13 protein-coding genes are annotated in these 17,745 nt (G+C 54.3%); 10 read left to right on the top strand and 3 right to left on the bottom strand.

Annotated features, from left to right (window positions below):
* Positions 1–67 precede the first annotated feature (67 nt).
* The 6 genes from MOMUL_RS12575 to nrfD all read left to right on the top strand — a co-directional run bounded on the left by MOMUL_RS12575 (position 68) and on the right by nrfD (position 9,655).
* Positions 68–760 carry a CPBP family intramembrane glutamic endopeptidase gene (locus tag MOMUL_RS12575; protein WP_062285330.1) on the top strand — a complete coding sequence of 231 codons (693 nt, stop codon included), beginning with the start codon at positions 68–70 and terminating at the stop codon, positions 758–760.
* A gap of 125 nt (positions 761–885) precedes the next feature.
* Complete coding sequence (locus tag MOMUL_RS12570; protein ID WP_062285329.1) at positions 886–2,577, top strand: sigma 54-interacting transcriptional regulator; 1,692 nt, start codon at positions 886–888, stop codon at positions 2,575–2,577.
* Positions 2,578–2,642: 65 nt separating this feature from the next.
* On the top strand, positions 2,643–4,916 hold the full coding sequence (locus tag MOMUL_RS12565; protein ID WP_236713108.1) for a molybdopterin oxidoreductase family protein: 2,274 nt from the start codon (positions 2,643–2,645) through the stop codon (positions 4,914–4,916).
* A gap of 210 nt (positions 4,917–5,126) precedes the next feature.
* On the top strand, positions 5,127–7,706 hold the full coding sequence (locus MOMUL_RS12560; protein ID WP_062285328.1) for a molybdopterin-dependent oxidoreductase: 2,580 nt from the start codon (positions 5,127–5,129) through the stop codon (positions 7,704–7,706).
* Positions 7,706–8,392, top strand: a complete 687-nt coding sequence (locus MOMUL_RS12555; RefSeq protein WP_062285327.1) for a 4Fe-4S dicluster domain-containing protein — start codon at positions 7,706–7,708, stop codon at positions 8,390–8,392. The genes MOMUL_RS12560 and MOMUL_RS12555 overlap by 1 nt, the downstream gene beginning before the upstream one ends.
* A gap of 15 nt (positions 8,393–8,407) precedes the next feature.
* Positions 8,408–9,655 (top strand): NrfD/PsrC family molybdoenzyme membrane anchor subunit, encoded by a 1,248-nt coding sequence (gene nrfD, locus MOMUL_RS12550; protein WP_062285326.1) that lies wholly within the window; start codon positions 8,408–8,410, stop codon positions 9,653–9,655.
* Here nrfD and MOMUL_RS12545 read toward each other — a convergent pair.
* Both MOMUL_RS12545 and MOMUL_RS12540 read right to left on the bottom strand, forming a co-directional pair.
* Positions 9,652–9,915, bottom strand: a complete 264-nt coding sequence (locus MOMUL_RS12545; RefSeq protein WP_064774422.1) for an AbrB/MazE/SpoVT family DNA-binding domain-containing protein — start codon at positions 9,913–9,915, stop codon at positions 9,652–9,654. The genes nrfD and MOMUL_RS12545 overlap by 4 nt on opposite strands.
* Before the next feature lie 338 nt (positions 9,916–10,253).
* Positions 10,254–10,853 (bottom strand): uroporphyrinogen decarboxylase/cobalamine-independent methonine synthase family protein, encoded by a 600-nt coding sequence (locus MOMUL_RS12540; protein WP_201786523.1) that lies wholly within the window; start codon positions 10,851–10,853, stop codon positions 10,254–10,256.
* Between the two features lie 75 nt (positions 10,854–10,928).
* Between MOMUL_RS12540 and MOMUL_RS12535 the strand changes: the two genes are divergently transcribed.
* The 4 genes from MOMUL_RS12535 to MOMUL_RS12520 all read left to right on the top strand — a co-directional run bounded on the left by MOMUL_RS12535 (position 10,929) and on the right by MOMUL_RS12520 (position 16,739).
* Positions 10,929–11,615 carry a 4Fe-4S binding protein gene (locus MOMUL_RS12535; protein WP_062285325.1) on the top strand — a complete coding sequence of 229 codons (687 nt, stop codon included), beginning with the start codon at positions 10,929–10,931 and terminating at the stop codon, positions 11,613–11,615.
* A 25-nt stretch (positions 11,616–11,640) separates the two neighbouring features.
* On the top strand, positions 11,641–12,234 hold the full coding sequence (locus MOMUL_RS12530; RefSeq protein ID WP_062285324.1) for a TetR/AcrR family transcriptional regulator: 594 nt from the start codon (positions 11,641–11,643) through the stop codon (positions 12,232–12,234).
* Positions 12,235–12,474: 240 nt separating this feature from the next.
* Positions 12,475–13,614: an efflux RND transporter periplasmic adaptor subunit gene (locus MOMUL_RS12525; RefSeq protein WP_062285323.1), complete on the top strand. Its 1,140-nt coding sequence runs from the start codon at positions 12,475–12,477 to the stop codon at positions 13,612–13,614.
* Complete coding sequence (locus MOMUL_RS12520) at positions 13,611–16,739, top strand: efflux RND transporter permease subunit (RefSeq protein ID WP_062285322.1); 3,129 nt, start codon at positions 13,611–13,613, stop codon at positions 16,737–16,739. The genes MOMUL_RS12525 and MOMUL_RS12520 overlap by 4 nt, the downstream gene beginning before the upstream one ends.
* A gap of 406 nt (positions 16,740–17,145) precedes the next feature.
* Here MOMUL_RS12520 and MOMUL_RS12515 read toward each other — a convergent pair whose 3' ends face one another.
* Entirely contained in the window at positions 17,146–17,484 is a 339-nt protein-coding gene (locus MOMUL_RS12515; protein ID WP_062285321.1) for a cupin domain-containing protein, read from the bottom strand.
* Positions 17,485–17,745: the final 261 nt, after the last annotated feature.

Raw genomic sequence — 17,745 nt, 5'->3', positions numbered from 1 at the left:
CAGCCGGGGTTATTATATATTTAGGCCGTAAGGCCCCTTCAGTTAAAGGCTCAACGAGGTGGAAAAGATGACAGGAGAAACGGAGAAAATACCCTGGAATTTACGGCAGTGTCTTCTGGTATTACTGGGGATGCTGGCGGCAGGTTATGGTACGGCGTTAATGGTCCGGTTCTTTGCTTCCTGGTTACCCCTGGCCTACCGTTACCTGCTGGTGGGACTGGCCCAGGGGGCGGCCGTCCTGGGGGGACTGCATTATTTCGTGCGCAAGAAAAACGGCCTGGGATTGGAAGTTGTGGGTTTAAAAGCCGCTTCTTTGGTCCGGGCCATAGCTTCAGGCGTGGGAGGCGGCCTGGTTTTATTTTTACTGGTAGTTATTGTCGGCAGCCTGTTACAGTTCTTTTTACCCGACCAGGCCCCCCAGCCCTTTACCGAACTGGTCATCAACGCCCGGCAGCCCCGTGACCTGGCTATACCGCTATTTCTCGGTGCTTTTCTGGCTCCCGTTACGGAAGAACTTTATTTCCGGGGGTTTCTCTTCCCGGTCCTCAAAGCCCGCTACGGCTTCGGCAGGGGCCTTCTGGGGAGCGGCCTGATCTTCGCCCTCCTGCACCTGGACCTGGTGCGTTTCTTGCCCCTTGCTCTCGGCGGCATGGGCCTGGCTTACCTTTATGAGCGGACAGGAAATATCCTTACCCCCATCGTTGCCCATGCTACCTGGAATACCATTATGATTCTTCTACTTTATTTTGCCTTGCGGTAGGTTGGAAGATATGGAATGCTGTGCACTGCTCATAAGGGGAGGAATGCCTGGCCGGATTGCAGTCAGGGGAACGAAATGTTAACATAATGAGAGAACAAGGCTGACCATACAGGGAGGGGAGAATAATGGCCGGGACTGCCAGGGATTTCTGGGGAGAAACCTTTAATGCGCTGCAGCAGGGAATGATCTATGTCGACGCCGGCGGTCACATCCTGGTGGCCAACTCCCTGGCTGCCGCCATCCTGGGGCTGGCTGGCCGGGATTTAAAGGGCCGGCGGCTGACGGAGGTTTTCCCGGAGACGCGCCTGGCCGAGGTCTTTACCCACCGGCGCCCCCTCCAGGGAACCTGTTTTGCCGCCGGGGGTAAAAACTACCGCGTCGATTATTTCCCCGACGGCCAGGGGGGAGTCCTCGTTCTTTTTACGGAAGAACAGCCGGACGCAGCCTACCTTCAGGCCCTTAATGAACTCTACGCCGCCCTCCTTGATGATTTTCCCCTCAACCTGGTAGTGGTTAACCGCCAGGGGGTAATCGTTAGTATCAACCAGATGTATGCCGAACTCCTCGGCCAGAGGGCTGATGTCCTTACAGGCCGGGAGATAGAAGATGTTTTAACCTTTAGCCGCCTGCGGGAGGTCCTGGCTACCGGCCGGCCGGTAGTCGGTCACGAGGTCCATTATGCCGGCAAGAAACTGCTATTGTCGGAAATGCCTGTCAAAGATGCCGCGGGCAACCTCCTGGGTGCGGTTGGCAAGGCCATGGCAGTTGAAGACCTGGCCGCTGCAGGCCTAAAAGATATTTCCCGGCGCTTGCAGGTTTTAGAGGGCAAGGTCCTCTTTTACCAGCAGGAACTCGCGTCCCTCCATGGGGAACAGGACGCCTGGCAGGGGATACTGGGGACGAGCCCGGCCGTGGTGCAGCTGAAAAAACTGGCGGCCCGGGTGGCCCGGGGCGAGGCTAACGTTTTGATTACCGGCGAGAGTGGTACCGGGAAGGAACTGCTGGCCCAGGCCATTCACCGGGCCAGTTCCCGCCGTAATGAGCCCCTGATTAAAATAAACTGTGCCGCCATCCCGGAGAACCTGCTCGAAGCCGAGCTTTTCGGTTACGAGGAAGGGGCCTTTACCGGGGCGGCCCGGGGCGGCAGGCCCGGCAAGTTTGAGCTGGCCGACGGCGGCACTATCTTCCTGGATGAAATCGGCGACCTGCCCCTCAGTATGCAGCCCAAACTACTGCGGGTCCTGCAGGAAAGGGCCTTTGAACGGGTCGGGGGACGCCGGACCATCAAGGTTGATGTGAGGATTATTGCTGCCACCAACCAGGATCTCCTGTCCCTGGAGGCGGCCGGCAAGTTTCGCCGCGACCTTTATTACCGCCTGGCGGTGGTGAACCTGCATATACCGCCCCTGCGGGAGCGGCCGGAGGATATCCAGGTTTTGACGGCGGCCATTATCCAGCGCCTTAATAACCGGTATGGGATGGCTGTCAGGGGCCTGGCCCCGGCGGTGCAGGAGCTTTTTTACCGCTATACCTGGCCGGGTAATGTCCGCGAACTGGAGAACGTCCTGGAGCATGCCTTTAATTTCCTGGAACCGGGAGAAGAGATCATCCGCCGGGAGCACTTGCCGGCGAACCTGCAACAGGTGGGCGGTAAAGCTGCAGGCCTGGAATTGAAGGAGGCCGTTGCTGAAGCTGAAAGGGCAGCCATCCAGCGGGCCCTGGCGGCCGCCGGGGGTAATAAGCAGGAGGCGGCAAAGCTCCTGGGCATCCATCCTTCCGGCCTGTACCAGAAATTAAAACGCTACAGTATTGAGTGAACTTTTCCGGGACAAACCCCAGAGTTTTCCGGGGCGAATTTCTGGCAATAAACGAGGGATTGCTGATGGCACTGGCAGAGTTACAACAGGGGATAGTTAGCCTGTTCCAGGGCCAAGGGGAAGCAGCCGTGGATCGGTGGGTGGCTACTACTTGCGGTTATTGCGGTACCGGCTGCGGCCTCTACCTGGGGGTTAAAGACGGCCGGGCAGTGGCCGTTAAACCTGATACCACCGCGCCGGTAAATAAAGGCCACCTGTGCCTCAAGGGCCTTTATGAGTGGAAAACCCTGCACCACCCGGAACGGGCGACGGTACCCCTCCGCCGCCGGGGTAAGGAGATGCACCCCGTGACCTGGGAAAGGGCCCTGGAGGAGGTGGGGCAGCGTCTCCGGGAAGCCCTGGCAGCCGGCGGTCCGGAAGCCGCCGGCATTTACCACGGCGGGCAGCTGACCCTGGAGGAATACTACGCCATCCACAAGCTGGCTAAAGGCGTCCTTGGTACGCCCAATATTGATGCCAATACCCGGCTCTGTATGGCCTCCACGGTAAGCGGCTATATCCGCTCCTTTGGCGTTGATGCCCCGCCGGGTTGCTACGAAGACCTGGATGTGAGCAGCCTCATCTTTATCTTTGGCGCCAACCCGGCGGAGATGCACCCCCAGCTCTGGCAGCGGATTTTACGCAACCGTAAACTTAACGGGGCTAAAATCGTGGTGGCCGACCCGCGCCTTACCCTGCCGGCCCGGGTGGCCGATCTCCACCTGCGGCTGCGCTGCGGCAGCAACATCCCCTTGCTGTATGGCTTGATTAATATTCTGATTAAGGAAGACATGCTTGACCGGGACTTCATCCGGCGGGCGACGACTGGCTTTGAGGAACTGGCCCGCGCCGCTGCCGCCTTCCCGCCGGAGCGGGTGGCCGGGCTGACCGGCGTGCCGGCGGCGGATATTGTGGCCGCCGCCCGCCTCTTCGGCCGCTCCCCCAGCGCCGTGACTGTCTTCTGCCAGGGGGTAAACCAGAGCAGCCAGGCGGTTGATACGGTAACTCTGATTAACTCCCTGCACCTGATAACCGGTAAAATCGGCCGGCCGGGGTCGGCCCCCTTTTCCCTGACCGGCCAGGCCTCGGCCCTGAGCATGAGGGAGATTGGCGGCGGCGGTTCTTTGCCCGGTTTCCGCAACCCGGAGAATCCTGAACATCGCCGCCAGGTGGCAGATTATTGGGGTATCCCGGAAGAGCGGCTACCCCGGCGGGTCAATGATATCAACCGTATGCTGGAGCTGGTGGAAGACGGCAGGCTCAAGGTCCTGTGGGTCATCGGCACCAACCCGGCCGTCTCCCTGCCGGATCTGGGTTTCAGCCGCCGCCAGCTGGAGAAGGTCTTTTTGATTGTCCAGGATATCTTTTATCCTATGGAGACGGCGGCCTTTGCCGATATCTTCCTGCCCGGTGCCGGGTGGGGAGAAAAGGACGGGATAATTACCAATTCCGAGCGGCGGCTGAATCTCGTCCGACGCGCTGTGAATCCCCCAGGAGAGGCCCGGGACGACCTGACCATCATCAGCCAGGTGGCCCGCTACCTGGGTGCCGGGGAGCTCTTTGCCTGGCCGGGGCCGGAGGATGCCTTCCGGGAGTTGCGCGAGCTAACCCGCGGCCGGCCCAACGACATGACAGGGGTGGATTACGCCCTACTGGAACGCCTGGGGGGCGTCCAGTGGCCCTGCCCGGAGGGCGGCCGGGGTACGTCCCGCCTTTATACGGGCTGCTTCTTCTTTACCAGGCCGGAAGAGGCCCAGGGTTACGGTGAGTTCAATCACCCGGAGGGCAGGGCGCGTCTCTGGGCTGTTCCTTATACACCGCCGCCGGAAGTACCTGACGGAGAATTTCCCTTCTGGCTCAATACCGGCCGGATTATTGAACATTACCACACCCGGACCAAGACCAAGCGCATACCGGAACTCCAGGCCCTGGTACCCGGGGCCTATGTGGAAATTAACCCGCAAGACGCGGCACGTTTAAAGGTGGCTGAGGGCGAGTTGGTCCGGGTGGTGTCCCGCCGGGGCTGGATTGAGGTGCCGGCCAGGATTACAGAGGTGGTAGCGCCGGGGGAGGTCTTTGTCCCCTTCCACTTTGGCGATCTGGACCCCGGCGAGAGGGAAAGGCGCCAGGCGGCCAACCACCTCACCGGCCGGAACGTCGATCTCCTTTCCGGCCAGCCCATGGCCAAGGCCGGCGCCTGCCGGATTGAAAAACTTCAAGCTGGAAGTGCGGGGCAGGAGGGCCGGGGTGAAAAGGGCAACGGCACGAGGATTTTCTATAAATCTAGAAAGGGATTATAAAATTTTAGAGACCTCATCAGCTCAGGACGGTAAAAAGTCCCGGGAAAACACGCCCCGGGGCTTTTTTTTTGCTGGCATGAAACTTGCATTAAAAAATGTATAAATGAACTACTTTCACAAGGCGGTGGAGGGGCAAAAAATGACCGGAAATACTATTGGGGATGCCGGAAGCGGGTCCCGGAATGTACCGTGGAGGTGACAGGCAAAGTTATGAAGGACAAAAATGAGAAGCGAGAATTCAGGCTCAGCCGGCGCCAGTTTTTAAAGGCGTCGGCGGCGACGGCCGTCCTGGCGGGTACGGCGGGGACAAGTAAATATTTTATTTCCCAGGCTGTGGCAGGGGGGAGTCCAACCCCATTAAAAGAAGTTAAATACGTTCGCAGCACCTGTTCGCCCAACTGTACTTCTTCCTGCGGGATAAGGGCTATGGTAGTAGACGGGCAAATAAAGGCCTTATTTCCTACCAATGATTATCCCGAGCCCGAGTACGGTCCCCGGGGTTGTTTAAGGGGTTTGAGTTATATTAACGTTATTTATGGCCCTGACCGGATCAAGAAACCCCTCATCAGGACGGGAGAACGGGGTAAAGGAGAATTCAGAGAGGTTTCCTGGGAAGAAGCGCTGGATTACACGGCCGGTCGCTTACAGGAAATTGCCACCAAATACGGCCCGGAAACTGTTTGTTTCAGCTTTCAGGTAGGCGGGACCGGCCACGTCCAGAAAGGAGCGTGGATCGCTCTCTCTACCCTGGCTGGATGGAATTTGAACCATCCTTATGATAAGAATGGCGACCTGCCCATGTTCTGGCCCCAGACTTTTGGCGTCCAATCAGAGGAACTGGAACCCCTTGAATGGGCCAATTCCCGTTATATTGCTGTTTTTGGTTCCAATATTATGGTAACGCGCTTGATTGATTCTGACTTCTTAATCAAAGCACGTAATAACGGCGCTAAACTTGTTGTTTTTGACCCTAACTACTGCCCGACTGCTGCTAAAGCGGATGAGTGGATCCAGCTTAAACCCAGTAGTGATGCGGCTCTAGCCTTAGGAATGGCCCGGGTGATAATTGAGGAAAAGCTGTATGACGAAGAATTTATTAAAACCTTTACTGATATGCCACTTTTGGTTCGCCTGGATACCAGAAAGCGCCTGAAAGCTGAAGAGGTTAAAGGTCTGGACAAACCGGCAGATATACCGCCATACCGGGATGTATTTGTCGCTTACAATGGGCAGTTCCTGGCGGTACACCCGGAAAAACTGGAACTACCCCTTAATGTAATCCTGGAAGGTGAAATTGAAGTAGAATTGAAGAATGGCCAAAGGGTAAAGGCCAAACCGGTCTTCCAGTTGCTAAAGGAACACTTAAGCACTTACACACCGACATATGTAGAGCAAGAAACCGGTGTACCCGGGGATACAGTTGCCCGCCTGGCCCGGGAGATGGCGACCACGAAACCACTGCACGTCATCTACGGTGCCAGCAACTACCAGTGGTATCACGGCGACTTGAAGGGCCGCGCCCTGGCCCTGTTGCCGGTGCTGACCGGTAATATCGGTAAACCGGGTGCGGGTATTTCCACCTATGCCGGCCAGTACAAGATCCGGTTTAATGTTAAAGAATGGTGGTTCCCTAAGCCGGCCAGGTGGCTTCCTTGGCTCTATATCCTGCATGGTCCCACTAAGGGTATGAAAGCCCAATGGCCCAAGAATGGGGTGAAGGCACTGATATTTGGCTGGGGTAACCCTTTCGACCAGCATAATATGGCCGACCGTTTACGGCAAATGGCAGCCAGGGGAGAAATAGAATTTATCGTCGGCCTGGACCACCAGATGACCACCAGCTGTCTTTATAGCGACGTAGTATTCCCGGTAGCCAGCTGGTATGAAAAGACCGAGCTGACAACCACACCTTTACACCCTTATATACAGTTGCAGCAGCCGGCCATTAAACCTCTGTACGAATCGAAATCCGAACTTTGGATTGCCAGGGAGATTGCTAGGAGGCTTAACCCCGACTTTGAGAAACACTTTTTTCCTGGCCTTGATGAGAATATGGCGGCCGAAAAGGTAATAGAACTGCTCCTTAAAACCGGCGGCCCGCCGGTGGCCGGGATTACCCTGGAGCAGCTTAAGAAAGGCCCGGTGCGGCTGAAATCAGAGGTACCGGGGAATCGCCAGATCCCCTTTTACGAGCAAGTGCAGTTTAAAAAACCCTTCCCCCCGGTTAGCCGGCCGGCGGCAATTGAAGCTACAGCTAAATTTGTTAAAAGCGGCAGGATTGAATTTTACAAGGAAGAGGATACCTTTATGCAACTCGGCGAAACCTTGCCTGTGCACAAGCCGCCCTTTGTAGAAAGCGAGTATGCCTTAAACCCGGGAACCAAAGGCAAGTACCAGTTTGCTTTCATTACCCGTAACTCCCTTTACCGTATTCACTCCAATCACTCCAATAATATCTGGATGAACGAGCTGCAGGATAATAGGCCAAAGGTTTTCTTAAACCCTGAGGACGCGGCTGAAAAAGGGATTAAAGAGGGAGACCTGGTCGAAGTTTACAATGACCGCGGCAAGGTTAGAGGCTATGCCGTCCTGGATCCCGGCCAGGGGAGGAAAATCATCGTCTTTGAGCAGGGCTGGTGGAGCCGCTATCTCAAAGGAGATTCTTATAACTCATTAACCTATCCCTTTATCAAGCCCACCCATGAGGTCTACTTTGTACCCGGGATATGGGCCCCCAATACAGCCTGGAACGAAGCCCTCTGCGACGTACGAAAGGCAGGTGAGGTGTAATGAAGCTGGGAATGGTCATCGACCTGGACCGCTGTATCGGCTGCCGTACCTGCGCGGTGGTCTGTAAAGAGCATAATTCGCAACCGCCGGGCACCTGGTGGAACCGGGTATTTACACCGGGAAGTAAGGAGCATCAGATCCCCCTCGCTAAAGACGGGGAAGCGCAGATGTACTTTTTACCCGTATCTTGCCAGATGTGCGAGAACGCTCCCTGCGAAAAGGTCTGCCCGGTTGGGGCGACTTATACCGACGAACAGGGCCGGGTGTTGGTTGACTACGAGCGCTGCATCGGCTGCCGTTACTGTATGGCCGCCTGTCCCTATGGCGTGCGCCAGTTTAATTGGGAAGACGCCAGAAAAGCCAAAGAGAAAGCCGGTTACATGCCGGGCTATGATTACGGGTATCCCTTCGAGCACCGGGATAAAAGGGGGCGCCTGGTCTACACGCCGGATCGTCCTAAAGGTATTGTGGAGAAATGTACTTTCTGCGTGCAGTATACCGATAAGGGAGATCCACCTATTTGTGTTCAGGCTTGCCCTGCCGGGGCCCGCTTCTTTGGCGACCTCGATGACCCCAGGTCGGAGGTAAGCCGCCTGGTGCGGCAACGACAGGCCCTAAGGCTGAAAGAAGAACTGGGTACAAAGCCCAAGGTCTTTTACCTGCCGCCCACAGGACCGCGGAAGTAAAAGGAGGGAGAGCTTGTGAGGAAACTAAATGTGGCTTTTGTCCCGGGCCTGGTTCTTTTGCTGGTAAGTTTATTTACCTGGGGCTACCAGCTTAAAAGCGGCCTGATTGTGACAGGTATGCGCAATCCCTTTAGCTGGGGACTGTATATTGCTACCTTTGCCTTCTTTGTGGGGATTGCCGCCGGGGGGTTGATTGTTTCTTCTTCAGTTTACCTTTTCAATCTTGAGCAGTTAAAGCCATTTACCCGCATTGCTTCCCTTTCCGCCTTTGCCAGCATTATGGCCGCGGCGGTAGTCATCCTGCCGGACCTGGGGCGGGTAGACAGGATTTACAACCTGCTGCTGCACCCCAATTTCCGGTCGCCTTTAATCTGGGACGTAATAGTTGTTTCCGCCTACACCGTTTTAACTTTCTTGAGCGTTTATTTTCAGCTTTTACCGGACTGGAAAAAGGAAGGACGCGGTTTTCTTAACGGCTGGACAAGGAAGCTTTCCCAGGAGGAAGTAGAAAGCATTTCTGCCAGGTGGTCCCGGCGGGTAGCCATGGTGGGGCTCCCGGTGGCGATTCTAATTCACACCATCACGGCCTTGATTTTTGCCACCCAGGCCTCCCGCGGCTGGTGGTATACGGCGGTTTTACCCCCGGATTTCATTGCTGTGGCGGTGGCTTCCGGGACGGCCCTGGTGCTGGTGATTGCCCTCCTGGTGGCCGGGAAAGAGGGGTTTAACCAGTATGCAGGCGCCTTTAATACCCTGGCCCGGATTACAGCCGGCGCCCTGGCCGTCCACTTCTTTTTCGTAGCCATGGATATCTTAATTCACTGGTGGTGGGGCAGCCCCGAAGCCTTAAGTACCCTGGGCCTGGTTTTCAAGCGTTATGGCCCGGTCTACCTGGTGGAAATCGCCCTGCCGGCCCTGGTCATGGTTTACTTCTTCAGCGAGAAAGGCGGTCGGTCGGCCGGTTCCCTCTTGCTGGGATGCGCCCTGCTTTTTACCGGCGTATTTGCCCACCGGCTGATGTTGATGTTCCCGGCCTTCAACCAGTTCCCCTTAAGCCTTTCCCTCCCCGGCATGGAGGTCGAGGGCTGGAATTACCCCATAGCAGTTGGTGAATTTAAAGCAGGAGCGCCGGTATTTGCCGGCTCCTGGCCCTATGTGCCCACCTTATTTGAAGTTGCCGTTGATCTTTTACCCTTTGGCCTGGCCTTGTTGATTATTACCTTGATGGTAGGTTGGTATAATTTCTTGCCGGATAAACGTTAAGCCGGGACGACGGTCCCGGCTTTATAGTTTTCTTCTTCGGTTTCCCCGGCATGTTCTGCTAGCAACGACCGGACCAGGCTGGTTTCACCCTTTAACGCTCCGTACAACCGCACGAAGGGTTTTTCCTTCAGGGGGACCAGTACCAGCTTTCCCTCGGCCACCTGCACCTCAAACTTGTCCCCTTGCTTAATGGCATATTTTTTTCGGATGTCAGCGGGGATAATTAGCTGCCCTTTTGAAGATATCGTCACTACCGGCACTGCTTACTTCCTCCTCAACTTACATTATAAAGGTAAGGCCGAGGAGAATCAACGTATACGAAAGTCCATCTGGCTATTAATAGAAATTTCCATGGGAAGAAAAAATATCAAACCTGAATCCATGACAACCCAATAACAAAACAGTTTTTGTATGGCTCAAAATTTTTCTAGAGAAAAAGTTTGCCAGGCTGGACAAAATAGGGGCACCTGGGTTCCCCGGTAATTTCGCGGCTGATGATGACCAACCCTTGAAAATGGCCGTTTTGGCTTAAAGGGATAAAATAGTTCTGTACCCAGCGGTGGCCATGGTAAATGGTGTGCTGCCATATAGAGGGGGATTATTCTGTGATTTTTTGCCAGCACGCCTGAATTCGCCCATGCAAATGGGGTGGGTGGCAGTCCAGGAAGGTGGCTGCGGTGCCGTCGGCATTTACCAGGCAGCAGCGGGCCGGTGCCAGCCAAGCCTGGGTTATAATAGTTTCTTTGCTAATCCCCTGCCCGTGCAAATAATCCCGGAGATTTTCCAATTGGGCTACCAGCTTTGCAATCGTTACCTTTTCTATCTCTTCGGTCAGGGTGGGGGTGATGCCCCAGGAGATAATACCGCCTTTTTGCAGAAACTTTATTACTTCTCCGGTATAACGGGTAAAAATGTGCCCCCACTGCAGGGCATCGAGGGAGATAATGTCCAGATCCAGGCCCAGCAAAAAGGACCAGTCGGGATTGCCACAGAGATGTACCCCTTTAGGTCCGGGGAGCATGGCCAGGAAATGGCGGTAATCCTCCCTGGCCCTTTCAGAACTGTAGCCGGTAAGGGCCATAAAGACCAGTTCCAGGCCCGGTTCATCCACCCAGACAAAAGCCCGGGGGTTTTTGGCTACCATGTCCTGGTAATGGGCCTGGATTTTTTTAGCTATTGCCAGTGTGATCCTTATCACATGTTTACACCCTTGACAGGGAAGTTATTACCAGTCATAATGTAAGTAAATATTTACTTATAAAGGAGGGCGGCGATGAAACGGAAGCATTCACTCCAGCACTGGCGCCTGGGGGTGCAAATCCTCGCGTTTCTGTTGTTCGTTTACCTGCTAATAAGCGGGAAAAACAAGCTCTGGATGCTGATCATGATGGCTTTCCTGCTCATAACTCCGTTTTGGGGGCGCCTCTACTGCGGCTGGCTCTGCCCCCTTAATACCCTCTTGCGCCCCGTCAACTGGCTGGTGAGTAAAAAGGCCCGGCGGTTGGCAAAAGACATACCACCTGTAGGCAAGAGCCCATGGTTGCGGGCTGTAATTTTTATCCTTTTCCTCCTTGTTTTCTTGATGACGCTGCGGGGTATTATCAAAATAAACCTCATTGTGCTCCTTGCCCCCTTCGCCATTTTGACCACCCTCTTTTTCACCGAGTCTGCCTGGCATCGTTACCTTTGTCCCTTTGGTGTACTCTTTAGCTTGCCCGCAGGCGTTAGCCGCTGGAGATTCCATATTAACCCGGATCGCTGCCTAGCCTGCGGCCGCTGCCGGCGGGTATGCCCGGTGGGGGCCATCGCTACCAATGAAGCCCCGGGAAAAAGCTACCGCATCCTGCCCCGTTACTGCCTTTTTTGCTTCGCCTGCCTGGAGGTTTGCCCGCGCAGCAGCATTGAGCTAACTGCTGCCAGGCCGGGTAGTTCCAGGGAGAAAATGACTAGAAACCTTTGAATCTACCAGCAGGGAAGGTGATAGCATGACTGTGAAAGAGACCAGCGCCACCAGGCAACAACAAATAATAGCCGCTGCGCTGGATATTATAGCTAAGCGCGGGCTGGCCAATCTTACCACCGCCGCCATCGCCCAGGAGGTAGGGTTCAGCGAGGGGGCTATTTTCAAGCATTTTCCCGGTAAAGAGGCCATCCTGGCCGCGGCCGTTAAGAGTGTCGGCGGCCGTTTGGCCAGCCAGGCTGCAGCCATAGCCGGCCGCAAGGACGTGCCGCCGGGGGAGAAATTGAAATTAATTTTAGACCTGCACCTGTCCCTGGCGGCAACCAGCCCGGCTATGCCGCGCATTCTCTTTTCCGACGAATTATATACCAGCTATGCGAGCCTGAAGGAAATCATCAGGGGGATTATTGCCGGCTATACCCGGGCCCTGGAAGCGATTTTTAACGAAGGGATGGAAACGGGCGAATTTAAGCGTTTTTTCCCTGCCCATACCCTGGCCTTTATCTTTATTGGCCTGATCCAGAGCACCATAATTCGCTGGCGGCTTGACGATGGCATTGATCCCCGGGAGCAGGGCCAGCACATCTACCGGGCTATCATGTTTATGGTCGGACGGTAGCCAGGTCAAGGCCGGCCATAGCTGGTTTCTTACAGGATTACAATCTAAAGTAAGTAATCTAAACCTCCCGCGTACGCGGTCATATTCAAAAGATCCTCGGGCCGTTCGATCATTCCTCTAAAGCTTGCTGGAGAAAATCCTTAATCCTTTGACCTCGTGAAAGGGTGCGCTAAGTAAGTGTAGATGCATGTTCCAGGTTGATAATGTCAAGTACATTCTAATTGTAAAGGGGGTAACATTATGGAGATCAAATTAAAGTTGACCGGCCTGCTCAGGAAGGGAGTGACATTTTTACTTATTGGCCTGGTGATCTATGCCGGCGGCAGGTTGACCTATAACCGGGTCACAGCCTTGCGCAGCTCACCACCCGTGACCGAGGCGGCAGGGCTGCCGGTAAAAACGGCCCGCGTGACTTCCGGACCAATCCAGGAAACCCTCACCTATGTGGGAACAGTACGTTCTGACCATGAGGTGTTTTTGGCTGCTAGGATAACAGCTACAATCCTCAGGCAGGAAGCCCGGGAAGGAGACTTTGTCCGGGCGGGTACGCCCCTAGTGATCCTCGACGATAAAGAGCTGGTAGCCAGCACCAATACCTTAAAGCAAAAGGTAGCCAACGCCCAGGAGAACGTGACCTACTGGCAGAAAGAAGTGGCCAGGAATAAATCTCTTTATGAACAGGGTGCTATACCAGCTAAACAATATGAAGATACCAGGTATGCCCTGGAACAAGCAGAAGGTAATCTCAAAGTGGCCGAGGCTATGCTGGAAGAATCTTTGACTAATTTACGTAACGTAACCCTGAGCACACCGGTAGATGGAGTTGTTACAGATGTGGCTGCCTATGCGGGTGATCTTGCTGTTCCAGGCAAACCGCTGGTGACCATCGCCGACGTCAAGCGGCTTAAAGTAGAGGTCAAACTGGTGGAAGGGGACCTGCCCAAAGTCCAGGTAGGCACCAAAGTCATGTTGCAGATGCGTACTGGCTCGGTGAAACCAATTATTTCCCAAATAAGCAAAATCCATCCGGCTGCCGATCCGGTTTCCCGGACTACTGTAGTGGAAATCCCTTTACCAGGGGAGGTTGGCAAGGACCTGAGGCCAGGTAACAGTATGGACGCAATCTTTATCCTCAAAGAAAAAAAGGATGCCATCCTGGTTCCCCGCCAGGCCGTAATTGAGGATGGTGATAAAACCTATATCTTCGTCGTCGCTGACGGTAAGGCACAGCGCCGGGAAATTAAGAAAGGGATCGTCAATAATGACTATGTTGAAGCCCTTGGTGGCGTGGGCAAAAATACAGTGGTAGCGATCACTAATTTAACGGAATTATATGATGGCCGTACCGTTTACCTCTACGACAGGGGGCAGGAGCAATGAATTGGGCTGCCTATACTCTCAAACACCGGTACACTATTTTTGCCCTAGTTATTGGTGTAATTATTTTTGGCATCTTTGCCAGGAACTCATTGAAAATAGAACTTTTTCCGGAAACGGCGCCGCCGCTGGTAAATGTAGTTACCGCTTATCCGGGTGTAGCCGCCGAAGATGTTGCCAGAAATGTGAGCAAACCGCTGGAAGAAGAGATGGCCACCCTGGAAGGCGTAAAGAAAATATCTTCTACCTCCCAGGACGGTCTTTCCATAGTCCAGGTCGAATTTCAGTACGGCAAGGATGTCGATGTTGCGGCCGTTGATGTGCAAAATGCAATTAACCGTATTAAGAGGAGTTTACCGGGCGAGATTCAGGAACCCCAGGTGATGAAGTTCAGCTCGTCAGATAAACCTGTTGTCACCTACAGCGTCAGCAGTACCAAAGTCCCTATGACCGCCGTACGCACCCTGCTGGAAAACGATATTAAAAATGAAATCCAGATGGTCGACGGGGTGGCTGCCGTTGATATCTTTGGCGGTTATAAGCACCAGATCAATGTTTTTCTGGACCGCAGCAGGCTCGAGGCCTTACAGATACCCCTGGAAAAAGTGGTTGCCGCTCTCGGTACCCAGAATATAGCTGATCCCGGCGGCCACATTATCCAAAAGGAGAAAGAATATCTAATCCGCATTGTCAATGAGTTTGAAGGGGCCGCCGATATTGGCCGTACCGTTATAGAAAACCGCAATGGCAACCTTATTTACCTGAAGGATATTGCCCGGGTGGAGGACGGCCAGGCCGAAAACCGCAGTGAGTTTCGCTTTGAAGGCAAGCCGGCTCTATCCCTCCAGGTTATCAAGAAAAAGGACGCCAATACTGTGGCCGTAGTAGACGGGGTCAAGGAAAAAGTAGCGGAGTTGCAACAGAAATATCCCTTTTTGGATTTCGTGATAGCCAGTGAAGATGCCTCTTTTACCCGTTCGGTTGTCGACAATATGAGCAGCAGTATCGGTACTGCCCTTCTGTTTACAACTTTAATTATCTGGTTCTTTATTGTCAGCCTGAAAGAGAGCCTGATCGTGGCCCTTTCCATGCCCCTCTCGTTTTTAATGACTTTCGCTTTGATGAAGGTGACCGGGCTGGATCTGAACCTGATTACCCTTTCTTCATTGATCCTGGCCATCGGCATGGTAGTAGATAATGCTATCGTGGTAGTGGAGAATATCACCAGGCACCGGGTGGAGCTGGGCAAAGATGCCCTGGCGGCGGCCATTGATGGGACCGGTGAAATATTTCTCGGGGTACTGGCCGGTACTACTACAACTCTCATCGTCATGATACCCCTCCTGTTTATCCCCGGTTTTGTGGGGCGGGTTTTTGGTCCGATGGCTTTGACCCTGATCCTGGCCCTGGGTTCGTCATTTATTGTAGCTGTGACCATGATTCCCTTATTTACAGTGCTGTTGCAAGGATTGCGGTTTGCCTGGCTTGAAAAATTCCTCGGTTTTTTAGCCTGGCCCTTTGTCCGCTTGATGGATGCGACCCGGGATATTTATCTTGCCATATTACGGTGCGCGCTGGGGTTTCGCTGGTTAACCCTGGGGGTGGCCATTGCCCTGCTAATTATAGGCATCCGGATCCTGGCACTGATCGGTATGGAGGTTTTGCCAAAACTGGACGCCGGCTCCTTCTATATCACCCTGGAAACCTCACCGGGAACTTCACTGGCAGGGACCAGTGCTATTGTAAGGCAGGTAGAAGAGTTTCTGGCGGCAGAGCCCAGCGTTGTGACGTATCATAGCAGCATCGGCTATGAGGCAGGGGCCCATTACCTGGGCGACAGCGGCGCCCAGGGTGTTACCCAGGCTTACATAACGGTCACCCTGACTAGCAGGAAAGAGCGCACGGAAGACATCTGGACCATTGAAGAAAGGTTGCGGGCCAAAATCGCCCGGCTGCCGGGAGTGCAGACATTTGTCGTCAAAGAAAGCGGTGGTACGGCGATAGCAACCACCAGGGCGCCAATTGATGTCCGCATAACCGGTAAGGACCCCGAGGTTTTAAATCACCTGGCGGAGGAGATTGCCACTGCCCTGCAACAGGTACCCGGGGCTGTCAATATTTACCGGAGCTGGACCTTGAACACTCCGGAAATTGACTTAAAAATTGATGCTAAACGGGCGGCAGAGCTGGGCCTGACACCGCAGATGGTATCCCGGCAGGTATTTGCGAGCATTGAAGGAACCCGGGCCTCGACTTTAAAAATGCCCAATCAGAAAGACACGGACATTCACGTGCGTTATGCCCAGGAAAATCGTGATTCCCTGGAAGAACTTTTGAATCTCCGCCTGACCACGCCGGCAGGGGTACAGGTGCCCTTAAGGGATATAGCCAGTATAAATTTAACCCGGGGAGCAAATGTAGTCACCCGGGAAAATCTCAACCAGACCGTCGATGTCCTGGGATTTACCTACGGCAGGCCCTTTAGTCATGTCATCGGCGACGTTGAACGCGTTTTAAAAAACATAAAGGTGCCGGACGGTTATGAAGTGGCGATAACCGGTGAACAGGCCGATCTGCAGGCATCCGGTGCAGACCTGCGCTTCGCCCTGCTGCTGGCCGTGGTGGCGGTGTACCTGCTGCTGGTGGCCCAGTTCAGGTCCTTCCTGCACCCGCTGACGATCATGATTTCCATCCCTTTGATTGTTATCGGGGTCGCTCTGGCCCTGCTGTACAGCGGCAAACCTGTTTCCCTGCCGGTCATGTTTGGCTTTATCTTACTTGCGGGTACGGTAGTCAACAATGCCATTCTCCTGGTGGACTACATCCTGCGTGCCCGTGAACAAGGAGCTGACCGGGAGACGGCTGTTATCCAGTCCGTTAAAACCCGCTTTCGCCCCATTATGATGACGGCCCTGTCCGACGTTGTCGGGATGCTGCCCCTGGCCCTCGAATGGGCCCTGGGGTCGGAACGTTTTTCACCTCTGGCCACCACCGTCATAGGTGGTATTTTAGCGGCAACCCTCCTGACCATGGTCGTAGTTCCCGTCATCTACTCCCTGTTTGATGATCTGGGAGGCCTGTTTGTCAGGAAAAAACAACACCCTGTACCTACTATCACCCAAGCTTAACAGTTTTGAGGCACTGTGGAGAATATACTCGAATACAGTAAGTATGTACTTCGAACCGTTTAACGCAAAAATAAAAAAAGTACCACAGTCCGCTCTACGTGCAGTTGGCGCATAGCTTCCGGGCCTAAGAAACGCATAAGCCGCAGGCTCGTGTCCTGTGGCCCTTTGGCTGGGAAGAGGAGGTAGGTCAGGGAGGGCATGCGCCGGCTGGTGGACAGCATCAACCGCTTCCTGGGGCCTTTTTCTGAGGCTACGCAAAAAAGGGGAGAAGATGCGCGGGTTTTTCCGCGTCTTCTCCCTTCGCGTCTACTCCCTTTATTTCGCCGGGGACAAAAGCTTTAGGCCGGTGCCTGTTCCTGCTGCGCCGGGAGGGTATTGTTCCCGGCCGCGGGGCGGCCAGTTGAAACTAGCCGCTTTTAGCCATATTTTTCGGGTTGGGTGTCTTAATGACCAGGACGCTGAAATGGGTGCCGGCATTGGCGGCCAGGGCGTGGGGGATACCAGCCGGGCTGACTACTATCTCCCCGGCGCTGACTTTAGCCGTTTCCGGGCCGACAGTCACCGAACCCTCGCCTTCAATGATATGGAAGAGAACGTCTACCGGGGTGGTGTGGGACGGCACTTCGTCACCCGGCGCCAGGGTCAGGTTCATGATATTGATGTAGGGCACGTCCAATACGGCCCGCGCCTTGACACCCCTGGGGGTTACCTGCTGCGGCCGCTCATTAATGCGGATAATCTCCATGGTTTTTAAGCCTCCCCGGCGGCCTTGCGGCCGCCCTGTATTTTTATCTATAATTGTAGGCTTCCCTGTAGGGAAAGCAGTGATGTTGCGCACATAATCCAGAGTAAAATTTCACAGGTTAGCTTTACTGTAGGACCTGTTAGTAGGCAACCAGTTTTCCCGCCAGGACGGCCTTTTGTACTCCAGGATAAATCAGCATTATACGCTAAAGAACTTTTACCACCGGGCAAGGATCAATAAGAAAAGAGCGAAATAAAGATG

The sequence above is a fragment of the Moorella mulderi DSM 14980 genome, from assembly GCF_001594015.1.
In the GTDB taxonomy this organism is placed as follows: Bacteria; Bacillota; DSM-521; order Neomoorellales; family Neomoorellaceae; genus Neomoorella; species Neomoorella mulderi.
The sequence above is the reverse complement of the archived record's forward strand: the minus strand, read 5'-3'. Positions and strand labels throughout refer to the sequence as shown.